Origin of the sequence: Rurimicrobium arvi, from assembly GCF_039540495.1 — a bacterium.
Classification (GTDB): Bacteria; Bacteroidota; Bacteroidia; order Chitinophagales; family Chitinophagaceae; genus Rurimicrobium; species Rurimicrobium arvi.
Window position 1 is genome coordinate 243,896 of the sequence record NZ_BAABEZ010000024.1, and the last position, 12,552, is coordinate 256,447.

11 protein-coding genes are annotated in these 12,552 nt (G+C 49.8%); 2 read left to right on the forward strand and 9 right to left on the reverse strand.

What is annotated here, in order from left to right:
- Positions 1-31: 31 nt before the first annotated feature.
- The gene (locus tag ABD846_RS13590; protein ID WP_344828131.1) at positions 32-454 is read right to left on the reverse strand and encodes an IS1/IS1595 family N-terminal zinc-binding domain-containing protein; all 423 of its coding nucleotides are present in this window, start codon (positions 452-454) and stop codon (positions 32-34) included.
- Positions 455-726: 272 nt separating this feature from the next.
- Here ABD846_RS13590 and acs point away from each other — a divergent pair, with 272 nt between their 5' ends.
- On the forward strand, positions 727-2,640 hold the full coding sequence (gene acs / locus ABD846_RS13595) for an acetate--CoA ligase (protein ID WP_344828133.1): 1,914 nt from the start codon (positions 727-729) through the stop codon (positions 2,638-2,640).
- A gap of 47 nt (positions 2,641-2,687) precedes the next feature.
- Here acs and ABD846_RS13600 read toward each other — a convergent pair whose 3' ends face one another.
- Positions 2,688-4,562: an Nramp family divalent metal transporter gene (locus ABD846_RS13600; protein ID WP_344828135.1), complete on the reverse strand. Its 1,875-nt coding sequence runs from the start codon at positions 4,560-4,562 to the stop codon at positions 2,688-2,690.
- A 155-nt stretch (positions 4,563-4,717) separates the two neighbouring features.
- Between ABD846_RS13600 and ABD846_RS13605 the strand changes: the two genes are divergently transcribed.
- Positions 4,718-6,460 (forward strand): ABC transporter ATP-binding protein, encoded by a 1,743-nt coding sequence (locus ABD846_RS13605; RefSeq protein WP_344828138.1) that lies wholly within the window; start codon positions 4,718-4,720, stop codon positions 6,458-6,460.
- A 12-nt stretch (positions 6,461-6,472) separates the two neighbouring features.
- Here ABD846_RS13605 and ABD846_RS13610 read toward each other — a convergent pair whose 3' ends face one another.
- The 7 genes from ABD846_RS13610 to ABD846_RS13640 form a co-directional block, all read right to left on the reverse strand.
- Entirely contained in the window at positions 6,473-7,951 is a 1,479-nt protein-coding gene (locus ABD846_RS13610) for a hypothetical protein (protein ID WP_344828140.1), read from the reverse strand.
- A 21-nt stretch (positions 7,952-7,972) separates the two neighbouring features.
- Positions 7,973-8,575, reverse strand: a complete 603-nt coding sequence (coaE, locus tag ABD846_RS13615; protein ID WP_344828142.1) for a dephospho-CoA kinase — start codon at positions 8,573-8,575, stop codon at positions 7,973-7,975.
- 7 nt (positions 8,576-8,582) lie between these two features.
- Entirely contained in the window at positions 8,583-8,924 is a 342-nt protein-coding gene (gene yajC / locus ABD846_RS13620) for a preprotein translocase subunit YajC (protein ID WP_344828145.1), read from the reverse strand.
- Positions 8,925-8,938: 14 nt separating this feature from the next.
- Positions 8,939-9,433 (reverse strand): DUF1573 domain-containing protein, encoded by a 495-nt coding sequence (locus tag ABD846_RS13625; RefSeq protein ID WP_344828147.1) that lies wholly within the window; start codon positions 9,431-9,433, stop codon positions 8,939-8,941.
- Between the two features lie 28 nt (positions 9,434-9,461).
- A complete protein-coding gene (nusB, locus tag ABD846_RS13630; protein WP_344828150.1) occupies positions 9,462-10,397 on the reverse strand; it encodes a transcription antitermination factor NusB in 936 nt (311 codons plus the stop codon).
- 90 nt (positions 10,398-10,487) lie between these two features.
- On the reverse strand, positions 10,488-11,816 hold the full coding sequence (locus ABD846_RS13635) for a DEAD/DEAH box helicase (RefSeq protein WP_344828152.1): 1,329 nt from the start codon (positions 11,814-11,816) through the stop codon (positions 10,488-10,490).
- A gap of 30 nt (positions 11,817-11,846) precedes the next feature.
- On the reverse strand, positions 11,847-12,551 hold the full coding sequence (locus ABD846_RS13640) for a thioredoxin domain-containing protein (RefSeq protein ID WP_344828154.1): 705 nt from the start codon (positions 12,549-12,551) through the stop codon (positions 11,847-11,849).
- Position 12,552 lies beyond the last annotated feature (1 nt).

Below are 12,552 nucleotides of genomic sequence, written 5' to 3' on the forward strand. Positions count from 1 at the left end.
TCTATATCGCCGCTAAGGGTATATGCATACATCAGACACGCTTGAAGCGCTCCCACTTGATCACCATAAATTTGTCGCCCAGTTCAGTCACCAAAACACCAGAATGCTTCAGGTCTGTTTTGTCGCCGAAAAATTCGATAAGTTCTTCGTGTGTCAGCACTTTATAGGTGGGGTGATAGTCGAGATTTTCCGGTGCTTTTACGTTGTAGCGCTTCACCCAGTTCATGACCGAAACATGGCTTACACCGAGTATGCGTTCTATCTCGCGTAAGGTCACTCCTTCAATGTACAGTTGCAGCGCTTTGATCACGTAGTACGGATCTATGCTTTTCCCTTGTTTCATTACCGTGAAATTGTAATTGCAGCTACGGCACTTATAACGCTGCTTTCCTTTAGCCATGCCGCTTTTCACGATATCGTGCGATTTGCATTTGGGGCAGTAAATGTCTTTCATGATTTAAAGTTAACCCCGTACCCTATACCTAATTAGCATAAATACACCAAATTAGCAAAGATGAATTAACGACTAATTAAATAAGATAAGCTGTTAATGTTGCCGGAATGCGCTACTGTAAAGGGTTTCGGAATGGTTATAAGTGGGGATAATTCCACATGTATGTGTTGTGGGTAAAAATGACTCCAAATTTGTGTATATTAATTTAGCGCAAATTTCTTTCCAGTGTTTGTGTGAAATGAGTAACTATGTACCTCAAAATGTAAGAAAACATGTCGTACCCGTTTAAGATTAAGAGCCTGGAGGCGTACCAGGCTGCCAGTGAAAAAGCTGTAAAAGATCCTGAAGGTTTCTGGTCAGATGTGGCCGGATCTTTTCTGTGGCGTAAGCGCTGGGATACCGTTCTGAACTGGAATTTTAAAGAGCCGAACATTGAATGGTTCAAAGGCGGGAAACTGAATGTTACCGAAAATTGTCTCGATCGTCATTTGGGCACCCTGGGCAATACACCTGCTATTATCTGGGAACCCAATGATCCGGAAGAACACCATCGCGTGCTTACTTACCGGGAATTATACAACAAGGTAGTGCAGTTCGCAAATGTGCTGAAGAACAATGGTGTAAAGAAAGGCGATCGCGTGTGTATCTATATGGGTATGGTGCCGGAACTGGCGATTGCAACATTGGCCTGCGCGCGTATCGGCGCCATACATTCTGTGATCTTTGGCGGATTCAGCGCCCAGAGCATTGCAGACCGTCTCGAAGACGCACATGCTGAATTTATTGTTACCTGCGACGGTGCATACCGCGGAAACAAAGAGATCCCGTTGAAAAGTGTGATCGACGATGCGCTCGTTCAATGCAGATTTGTAAAGCGTGTGATCGTGCTTACCCGCACCCGTACTCCGATCAGTATGCTGAAAGGAAGAGATGTATGGTGGGAAGATGAGATCAAAAAAGTGGAGACAATGGGCAACCCGGATTGCCCGGCAGAAGAAATGGATGCGGAGGACCCGCTGTTTATTCTGTACACATCCGGCTCAACCGGTAAGCCTAAAGGTGTGGTGCACACTACCGGCGGCTATATGGTGTACGCCACCTATTCTTTCGTGAATGTGTTCCAATACGAGCAGGGTCAGGTGCATTTCTGTACTGCCGATATCGGCTGGATCACCGGCCACAGTTACATCGTATACGGTCCGCTGTGTGCCGGCGCTACTTCTGTGATTTTTGAGGGAGTGCCTACGTGGCCGGATGCCGGACGTTTCTGGGATGTGGTGGATAAGTACAAAGTGAATATCTTGTACACCGCGCCTACTGCTATCCGCAGCCTGATGGGCTTTGGCACCGCACCATTGGTGGGTAAAGACCTTAGCTCTCTGAAAGTGCTGGGATCCGTCGGCGAGCCGATTAATGAAGAGGCCTGGCATTGGTTTGACGAGCACGTAGGCCGGAAGCGTTGCCCGATTGTCGATACCTGGTGGCAAACGGAAACGGGAGGTATCATGATCTCGAATATGGCGGGCGTAACCCCTTCCAAACCTTCTTATGCCACATTACCGCTGCCAGGTGTGCAGCCGGTGCTGGTAGATGAGAACGGCCGCGAGATCGAAGGAAATGATGTAAGCGGTAACCTGTGCATCAGGTTCCCGTGGCCGGGTATTCTGCGTACCACTTACGGTGATCATGAACGCTGCCGTCAGAACTATTTCGCGACCTACGAAAATCTTTATTTTACGGGCGATGGCTGTTACAGGGACGAAAAAGGCAATTATCGTATTACCGGCCGCGTGGATGATGTATTGAATGTCAGCGGACACCGTATCGGTACAGCCGAAGTGGAGAATGCGATCAACATGCATGCCGGGGTAGTGGAAAGCGCTGTGGTTGGCTACCCGCACGATATTAAAGGGCAGGGCATTTACGCCTACGTGATCTTCGATAATACTCATGAAGATGACAACCTAACCAAAATGGATATTATCCAGACGGTGTCCCGTATCATCGGTGCGATCGCAAAACCGGATAAAATACAGTTTGTAAGCGGGCTTCCTAAAACACGCAGCGGAAAGATCATGCGTCGTATTCTCCGGAAGATTGCAGAAGGGGAAACCGGCAGTCTCGGCGATACGAGCACGCTGCTGGACCCATCGGTTGTAGACGAGATCATTAAAGGAAGAGTATAGCTGACAGGGGGCTGTCAGTTCCGGGGATGGCGGTTGCCATCCCTTTTTTATTGCGCAATAAATACCGGGATATTCACTTTATGGCGCAACGTATTTACTGTTTCGCCCAACAGGATATCCATTACCGAATGGTGCCCGTGACTGCCTACAATCAGCAGGTCGGCCTGGTTCGTTTTAGTAAAGTTCTCAATAGCCTGCACGCGGTTTCCGTAGGCGATATTTCCACTTGCGGTGAGCGAACGGGCAGCAAAAGCGGCGAGGTATTCGTCCAGTATCTGCTGGTCTTCCAGAGACTCCATGTCTTTGCTGGCGGCTCCCAGGGTGTTTGCAGGCGCACTCTCCACCACATGCACCAGGAAAAATCGTGTATCCGCGGCCGCAAAGCTCATAGCGTAAGACAGTACATTCGCATCCTGCGCTCCGAAGTCGAGCGCCAGCGCGATATTCCGGAAAGGGCGTGCTGGTTTCAGACCCGTCAGATCGAAGGACCGGTTGTGCATCACGTGGTGCCGCTGTTGCCTGCGTAAGATAAGCGGGTAGCATATGGTGATCGCCAGCAGGGCAACAAAGCCCGCAAGGAACAGCCAGATCAGTATTTTCACCCAGGCATGGTCTGTATGTGTCAGCCATTCCCGGCCACTTTCTGTAAGCTGCCAGAGATTCAGTCCGATGATGATACCCGCGCAGATCCAACTGATAACTTTGGTGGTACGGCCGATCACAAATTCACCCATTCCTTTCCGGTCGCTTACAAAATGGATCAGCGGGATGATCGCAAATGCCAGTTGCATACTCAGGATCACCTGCGAGAAAATCAGCATCGCATTCACCTCCGTTTCACCCATCACCACAATAACGATAATAGCAGGGATCACCGCCAGCAGGCGTGTGATCAGTCTCCGGATAACAGGGTTGATACGCAGACTCAGGTACCCTTCCATTACAATCTGTCCGGCAAGTGTTCCGGTTACTGTAGAGCTCTGGCCGGCGGCAATAAGCGCGATGGCGAATAAATGCGAAGACCAGCGCGTGCCGAGCATAGGCGCCAGCAATTGATGCGCTTCCTCCATAGATGCGACTTCATGCAGTCCGGCTTTATAGAATACCGCAGCTGCGAGGATCAGGATAGCAGCGTTGACCAGGAAGGCCAGGTTCAGCGCAATGGCGCTGTCGGCAATGTTATAGCGTATTGCGCGTTTGATGGACTGCCGGTCGGAGCCGGTGACACGGGTTTGCACCAGTGCCGAATGCAGGTACAGGTTATGCGGCATCACGGTCGCCCCGATAATGCCGATCGCGATATATAATGCTGCTTTATTGGGGATACCCGGTACAAAGCCTTTGATTACCTCAAGGGGTTCCGGTTTCACATACCACATTTCTATCCAGAAGCATAAGCCGATGATCGCAACAAGCGTGATAATGAACGCTTCCAGCTTGCGTATGCCGAGCCGTTGCAGGAACAGCAGCAGGAACGTGTCGAGCACGGATATGGATACCCCCACCAGTAAGGGAATATGCAGCAACAGGTTCAGACCGATAGCCATACCCAGTACTTCTGCCAGATCACAGGCCGCAATCGCGAGTTCGGCCAGTATATACAGGATAAAATTGATAGATCGGGGATAATAGTAACGGTTGCACTGTGCAAGATCCTTTCCCTGTACGATCCCCAGCCGGGCGCTTAGCGATTGGAGCAGCAAGGCCATCAGGTTGCTCATGAGCAGTACCCAGATCAGCGAATAGCCGAAGGCACTCCCGCCTGCGATGTCAGTCGCCCAGTTTCCCGGATCCATATAACCCACACTGATCAGGTAGGCCGGACCCAGGAAGGCAAGTATTCTCCGCCATCCGGCTTTTCGTTTCATGGGGTCCACGGAACCATGTACATCGCTCAGTGACTTGTCGCTATGATGCTGCATACGTACTTTATTCTCCTGGGGAGCAAAGATAGATGAATCTAACAATTGGATTAGAATTCTTTTATCTTATAGTATTTATAAATAACCCGTTTATAAAAAAGTCTAGCAATCGATCTGTTTTGTTCCGATTTTTGCGTTTCATAAATTATCCCTGTTTGAAACTTTTACTCAATTATCTGTCCCGGTATAAAGGTCTGATCTTCGTAGCGCTGCTGATGGCCGCGATCAACCAGGTCTTTTCCCTGCTCAATCCATACATATTAGGTCATTACCTGATCGACCGGTATGCACGCAACCCGAACCAGCCCTGGAGGGAATATCTCTATGGTGTGCTCGGCGCTTTGGGGATGATCATAGCCGTTGCGATGGTGAGCCGTATTGCCAAGGCTTTCCAGGATTATGTGGTGAACGTGGTGATCCAGAAGTTCGGAGCTGCTTTATATACCGATGGTTTACGCCATGCATTGCGCCTGCCTTACCAGGATTTTGAAGACCAGCGCAGCGGCGAAACGCTTTCCATCCTGCAGAAAGTACGTACCGACTGCGAAAAATTCATTTCCAGCTTCGTGAATATTCTTTTCTTCACGCTGGTGGGTATCATTTTCGTAATGGTATATGCATTTTCCCTGCATCCGATGCTCCCAGTTATCTATTTCGCGGGGGCGCTGATATTGTCTGTGCTCACAAGTCTGCTGAGCCGTAAGATCAAAACCATTCAGAAGAGCATTGTGCGCGAAACCAATGCCCTGGCGGGTTCCACCACAGAGTCTCTGCGCAATATCGAACTGGTGAAAAGCCTCGGACTGACGCAGCAGGAGATACGTCGCCTTAACGCAACCACGTACAAGATCCTGCGCCTGGAGCTCAACAAAGTAAAAAGCATCCGTTCCATCAGTTTTGTGCAGGGAACATTCGTAAACTTCCTGCAGCAATGTATCATGTTTACACTGCTGTACTTTGTGTTCCATAAGACGCTGACTGTAGGGCAATTGCTGACGATGCAGTTTTACTCTTTCTTTATTTTCGGTCCGCTTCAGGAACTTGGGAATGTGATCATGTCTTACCGGGAGGCTGAGGCTTCGCTGAACAACATCCAGGAATTATTTGCGCGTCCTGCGGAAGTAAAGCCATCCTCACCCGTTCCGATCCGTTCAATCGAGTCGCTGCGCTTCGACCATGTGGGCTTTCAGCACCGCACGGCAGCACATCCGGCTCTGGAAGCAATCTCATTTGAAATCAAAAAGGGCGAGACGATCGCGTTTGTCGGCCCTTCCGGTTCCGGTAAAACGACGCTTGTGAAACTGCTCGTGGGCCTATACCCTCCGTTGAAAGGAACCATTTACTACAATGACATCAAAGGATCCGATATCGATTTCGATGAATTACGCCACCAGATCGGTTTTGTGACGCAGGATACCCAATTGTTCTCAGGAACCATTAAGGAAAACCTGCTGTTCGTGAATCCGCAGGCTACCGATGCCGAAATTGAAGATGTGCTGCAGCGTTCGGCCTGTAACACGTTATTGCAGCGCGCAGAAAACGGAATCAATACTGTCATCGGTGAAGGCGGACTCAAGCTGAGCGGGGGTGAACGTCAGCGCTTGTCTATCGCACGCGCGCTGTTGCGTCATCCGCGACTCATGATCTTCGACGAGGCAACTTCGGCGCTCGACTCCATTACCGAAGAAGAAATCTCGCAGACGGTCAGAGAGATCACAAGCCGCCGGGAGCATATCACCGTTATGATCGCGCACAGGCTTTCTACTATTATGTACGCCGACAGGATCATCGTGCTGGAAAAAGGAAATGTCGCGGAAATGGGCACGCATGCGCAGCTGCTCGAAGAGAAAGGACTGTATTACGCTATGTGGCGTCAGCAGATCGGGGAGCGTAAATAAGTCCGGTTTCCGTCAGGGTTGATAAATGACACGGTACAGGTATTCATCGTCCTGTACATAACTGAGTCTTCCGTCCGGCGTGGTCAGAATGAAGTCGGGATAATCTACAGATATATACCGGAAATAAACCGGTGACCAATAGCTGTGATCCGGCATGCCATACGATTTACTGCTGTACTCTATCAGTCTACTCCTGTCCCGGAGCACTCTTGTGCGTTTATTCAGCGCAGCAGCATTGCTTAGTTCGAGCGTTCCGCGGGGTATTTCGTTGTAGGTTTCCACAACGCAACCCATGTGCAGGGTCCGTGACGCCCCGATAGAGCCTGGCACGTACCAGCTTGTGTCTTCCTGTTCCGACGGAACATATACTTTATACCATCCGTGGAAATCTCCGATAGAGTCAGCAAACTCCTGTAAGAAAGACAGGTAGGGCGGCTGACCCGGTGGAGGGAGCGAACCGATTGTTTTTCCTTCCGCCGAACAGATAAGCCGTTGTGTTTCCGAACGAACGATCGGCGACGCCAGCACCTTTACGGAATCATAATCGTGTTGGGTCAACCACCGTGCATCTTCGGTCACCGTCATCTCATAGGCGCCGGGATAATGTTGCAGCCATCTTTGCGCCTGAACAGATCCGGTGATCCGTGGGTCATGAACACCGTCCGTGCTCTGGTACTGAAATTGTTGTACCGATTGCAGCAGGTGCAGGTTGGTAAGGGAGTCACGTATATTGATCACCCGCCCTGCATGATCGTATGTGTAGTCACGCTGACTGTCTTCCCGGAATGAGCCTTTTTCCCCATTTGCAAATACATCGTAGTCGTAGGTCTGGCGGATCAGATGCAGGTCACGGTCAAACAGGTAACTGTTCTCCGAGAATTCGAGTACCGTGAGTGGCTTATCCTTGAAAGAAGTTCTGAAGTACACACTGGAATAGAAATTATTTTTCGCTTCCTTCCTGCTGTGGTACGAAATGCGGATCAGCAATGAGTCGCCCGGCAGTGTGGTATAAGAGATGAAAGCAGTATCGCGGTCTTGGTAACCGTCTTTATTGTCCTTAAAGAAGCGCTCTGTACTCAGGAATGTGAGTCTTCCCTGTTCATCGTAATGCAGTTCTTTCAGGGCGTACAGTTCTGATGTGTCGAAAGATTCCCTGTTCAGTACGCGTATTAAAGTATCCCGCTCCTCTGCCCAATTGTTATAGTCGTAAAAGCGGCTTTTTTCTTTCTGAAGGACCTGAAGCTTCCGGAAAGGAGGCCGGACCAGCAGGCGACTGCGCAGCGCGTGGGGGAGTGGAGATTCATACCGCCTGGTGGCCGTGTTCCAGATCATCTGGTCAGCCTCAGAGATCGCACTGGCGAATTCCGAAATATGCAATCGTACATTGTTGCTGTCCAGGTATAAACGCCGCTTAAGGTCCGTAAGTTGCGCATGGCAGACAGTAATGCTACCGGCAAAAACATATAACAGTAAAGCGACTTTCTTTTTCATGATGCAGAGCAAACCCTGTCTCTAAAGTACGACAGTTTGCTGAAGGCGTTGTAATAACGCTTTGTGGATCGTATACACCTGATCGATGATAGAATGTTTTTCATCGTTCAGGATTACGAAATCGCAACGCTTCATTTTCTCTTCCTGGTCCATCTGTTTCGCAATACGATCCAGCACCGTTTGCCGGCTTAGTCCGTCGCGTTGTATTGTGCGACTGATGCGCAATTCCAGCGGAGCGGCCACCCCGATCATCACATCCATGCTGAGATGACTTCCGGACTCGAAGAATAAGGCCGCTTCTTTCAGGGCGTAATCACCTTGCTGACGCGCCATCCAATCCGCTCCGTACTGTATTACAATAGGGTGGGTAAGCGCATTCAGCTGCTGTAGCTTTTCTTTGTCGGCAAATACGACGCTGCCGATGTATTTGTTGTTCAGGCGGCCTCCGGTATAAGCTTGTTCTCCGAACAGATTGCGTACACCGGCAATAATGCGCGCATCGCTTTCCATCAGCTGCCGTGCAACGGTGTCGGCATACAAAACAGGAATGCCAAGTGTTTCAAACACTTGGCATACGATAGTCTTTCCGGAGCCTATTCCTCCTGTAATGCCTGCTTTAAGCATCGACAGATTATTTTCCGGTGGCAGGAACAACACCCGTTTTCTTACGGTATGCCATTGTCATGTCCATAGACACTGCAGAACGGTCGATCGTGATAAACGTATTATTGCTGATTTCCAGTTTCAGGGTTCCGTCTTCGTTGTCTTTCGCGATGCGGCCGTGAATTCCTGCGGTTGTGATGATCTGCTCACCTGCACCGATCGTATCGGCGAATTTCTTTTGCTCTTTAGCTCTTTTGGCCTGAGGACGGATCATGAAAAAGTACATCACCACTACCATCAGCAGCATCATCAGAGGGAAAGCAAAGCCTCCGCCGGGTTGTGCAGCTGCCTGCAACAGAATTGCGTTCATTGTCATTTTGGATTTTATTTTTGATTAAAAAAATTATCGCCTTCCAATACCTCAGCGGTAATGTTCAGTACGTGTTTGCCTTTATTGCTGTTGGTGAAAATATTCACCGATTTGTGCTGCGATCCTACTTTGCCCGCGGAATTGAACTTCACGGTGATCACACCGCTTTTACCGGGAGCAATAGGTTCGTGCGGATAATCAGGAATCGTGCAGCCGCAGGTACCTGCAGCATTCGCGATCAGCAGCGGTGCTGTTCCGTGGTTCGTAAAATGAAATGCGTGCGAAGAAGCCTCGCCTTCGTGCAGACGTCCGAAATCAAACGCCGTGTCCACAAAGTCCATGGTAGGCAAGCCTTCATTTTTTGTTCCGTTAGCGGAATGAGGGTTGTTTACAAGCGATGCATCCAGCCCTTTTCTTTCAGATTGCTTTTGCTGTGTTCCGGAACAGGAAGCAAGGATCATAATACCTGCGCCCAGCGTTACCATACCTGATAGCATTGTTCTGTACATAGGATTATTCAGCGTTTACTTGTTTGAATTAGCGTACGGGACGATCTTGTTTGCGTATTTTTTTCTCCTGCTCAAAATCTTTCAACAGGCGATCCAGAACAGCGTTCACAAAATGTCCGCTTTGTGGGGTACTGTATTGTTTTGCGATCTCGATATATTCATTGATCGTCACTTTTGTCGGAATTGTAGGGAAGTACAGCAGTTCGCAGATACCGAGGCGCAACAGGATCAGGTCTATCTGCGCTACGCGCTCTGCTTCCCAGTTGATCAGTTTCGGCCGGATCAGTTCCATGCAGTATTCTTCCTTCTCGATTGCAGTGCTCAGGAGATTTCTCGCAAATTCGAGTTTTTCACCGGAGATCAGCGCGAGATAGTTGATGTTGCTGCTGTTTTTGAAGAAATTGTCCATCAGGATAAAGATCATATCCTTATCGTCTTCCCATCCGGCAATCTCGTCCATCAGGAAACCCTGAAAATCTTCACTTTTCACCATCAGCTCGGTCCAGATAAAGCGGATGATCGCTTTTTCGGATTTGGCATCACGCTGGTTGTCCGCGCAATAAGCTTCATATTCGGGAGTCTGCACCAATGTCTGGTACACTTTCTTTACCTGGTCCTGATCTATCTTGTCTGCGATGTTTGCCTGATTCAGCTTTTCGCGGTAAGTGTCATTTTCCAGGGTGAGCCAGATCATTTCGTTTCCGGCGATCTTGGTATTTACATTTTTATCAGCCTCTGTAGGCAGATATTTCGATGCGCGCACGCGGGCATCGGTCTCGGCGTACTGTGCAACGGAAGTCAGATAAGTGACCACTGTAGCGAACAGGTCCAGGGACTGGTTTAATTTGTCATTCAGGATACGCTGACCGGCAGCCGCAGCTTTATCTCTTTCGTCGGAGTGGGTGGCAAGCAGTGTGTACAACGTCTGCATTACTTTTACCCGTATATTCCTTCTGCTGATCATATTTGTGATTGATACTCTTTTGAGGGCTGCAAATGTACTGCAAATTACCCGTTGAATGTCTATAAAAATGGTAAAACACGAAATGTGAGCCTATTTCATGATGTCCATGCGCACCTTTCTATTTTTGATCTTCTCGTGCTTGAAACGTTCCATCGCGGCTCCGAGCTTGCTTTTGCGTACGGCAGCAAATGCATGGAAGTCTTTAACCTCGATTAGTCCGATGTCTTCCGGCTTCAGTCCCCCCTGTTGCGACAGGAACCCTACTATGTCTATTTTGTTGATTTTGTTCTTTTTACCGGCTCCGATATACAGGGTGCTCCATTTCGGGCGCTCGGGCAATTCCAGTTGGGCGGGCAGCTGCACCGGCTTCGCTTTTTCGGCAGTGTACTCAGGCAGGTATTCCCCGGGCCCCACGATCAGTATCGCCGTTCCGCTGGCTTCCATGCGCGCCGTCCGGCCGTTGCGGTGGGTGAATATTTCTTCCGTGTGCGGAAGATGGTAATGGATGATATAGCGGATATTCGGAATATCCAGCCCACGGGCCGCAAGATCGGTGGTAACCAGTACGTTTACGGTGCCGTTGCGGAACTTGCAAAGGGCAGAGTCGCGGTCGCGCTGTTCCATTGCTCCGTGATAGAATTCGTTATAGATACCTTTCTTCTTGAGATAATGGCTGCAGTCCTCAACCGTTTCCCGGTGATTGCAGAATACGATAGCGGACCGCGATCCGGCCATACACAGCAAGTCAAATAACGTTTCCTGCTTATCTGTGTCCGGCGATTCGATCCACTCGATGCTCAGGCTTTCTTTTTCCGATTCGTTTCCGGTGAGGTAATTCAGGTAATGCGGGTTGCTGAGTCCGACGAAATCGGGAACGGGAACTGCTTCCGTGGCAGAAGTGAGTGTTCTGTAGCGGAGTGCGGGAAGAGAACCGATAATGAATTCCATCTCCTCATCGAAGCCCTGCTCCAGTGATTTATCGAATTCATCCAGAATCAGTGAATGGATCGTCTGCGTGCGGATATTTTCGCGGCGGATATGATCGGCGATACGTCCGGGCGTACCCACGATAAGGGCCGGTGTATCTTTCAGGTTGTTTTCTTCCGTTTCCCGCAGGTGCCCGCCATAGCAGCAGGTTACCTTCACACCGGTGCCCATGGTTTTGAACACTTTTTCGATCTGTAGCGCAAGCTCACGGGAGGGGACGATGATCAGCGCCTGCGTTGTGTTGCTGTCGCGGTCTATTCTTTCCAGCAGCGGGGCAAGAAAAGCCAGCGTTTTGCCGGAACCTGTTGCGGAAAGTAATATGATCTCCTCATGCGTGCGGTGCGCTTCCAGCGCATCTTCCTGCATCGCATTCAGCGACTCGATATTCAGGTTGTTGAGAATGTGGGTAAGGGAAAAAGTGTGCTCAGACATATTGCAAAACTACACTCTTTCCCGCTACCCTTATTGCAGATGTGCTTCAATCTCTTTCTTTTCCACATATCCCGTTGTGCTCCATACCTCTTTTCCCTGCTCATAAAGACGCAGTTCCGGTATGGCTTCAATGCCCATGGACTGGCATAATTCACGGTTTTCGTCTGAGTTGATGCGGATCACCTCAAGTGTTCCGGCACGCTCCGCAGCTATGGCATCCAGGTTGGGTTTCAGCTTTTTACACGGACCACACCAGTCGGCGTAAAAGTCTACCAGCACCTTTGGTTTGGAGGCGACCAATCGGAGGTATTGCTCTTTGGTCATGCCTGAAGCGGCCGTGTGCGTATTGCCGCCTTCTTCAGGCAGATGCGCATTGCGCCATTGCATCATACCGCCCTGCAACTCATATACTTTACTGAAGCCCATCTTCCGGAGTGCCGCCGCCGCCTCAGCGCTGCGTCCGCCGCTCAGACAATAAACATAGATCTCTTTCGATTTGTCCATGCCTTCCACTTTGCCCGCGAAATCTGCGCTGTTCCATTCGATATTCTGCGCGGCGTTCAGATGACCTCCTGCGAACTCTTCAGGGGTGCGCACGTCCAGTATGACTTTATTATCGGAGTGTTCGATTTTATCCGCGAATTCCTTAGCCGTTAACGAAGTTTTTCCGGATTCCCCGCAACTGTGCAGCGTAGCCGAGGAAATGAGCAGGATGCTCAGTAATATTTTTTTCATC

What these genes read in the sequence shown, in the direction of transcription:
- ABD846_RS13590 (WP_344828131.1), bottom strand. Translation starts at nt 454, where the DNA reads ATGAAAGACATTTACTGCCCCAAATGCAAATCGCACGATATCGTGAAA.
- coaE (WP_344828142.1), bottom strand. Translation starts at nt 8,575, where the DNA reads ATGCTTAAAGCAGGCATTACAGGAGGAATAGGCTCCGGAAAGACTATC.
- ABD846_RS13625 (WP_344828147.1), bottom strand. Translation starts at nt 9,433, where the DNA reads ATGTACAGAACAATGCTATCAGGTATGGTAACGCTGGGCGCAGGTATT.
- ABD846_RS13640 (WP_344828154.1), bottom strand. Translation starts at nt 12,551, where the DNA reads ATGAAAAAAATATTACTGAGCATCCTGCTCATTTCCTCGGCTACGCTG.
- acs (WP_344828133.1), top strand. Translation starts at nt 727, where the DNA reads ATGTCGTACCCGTTTAAGATTAAGAGCCTGGAGGCGTACCAGGCTGCC.
- yajC (WP_344828145.1), bottom strand. Translation starts at nt 8,924, where the DNA reads ATGAACGCAATTCTGTTGCAGGCAGCTGCACAACCCGGCGGAGGCTTT.
- ABD846_RS13600 (WP_344828135.1), bottom strand. Translation starts at nt 4,562, where the DNA reads ATGCAGCATCATAGCGACAAGTCACTGAGCGATGTACATGGTTCCGTG.
- ABD846_RS13635 (WP_344828152.1), bottom strand. Translation starts at nt 11,816, where the DNA reads ATGTCTGAGCACACTTTTTCCCTTACCCACATTCTCAACAACCTGAAT.
- nusB (WP_344828150.1), bottom strand. Translation starts at nt 10,397, where the DNA reads ATGATCAGCAGAAGGAATATACGGGTAAAAGTAATGCAGACGTTGTAC.
- ABD846_RS13610 (WP_344828140.1), bottom strand. Translation starts at nt 7,951, where the DNA reads ATGAAAAAGAAAGTCGCTTTACTGTTATATGTTTTTGCCGGTAGCATT.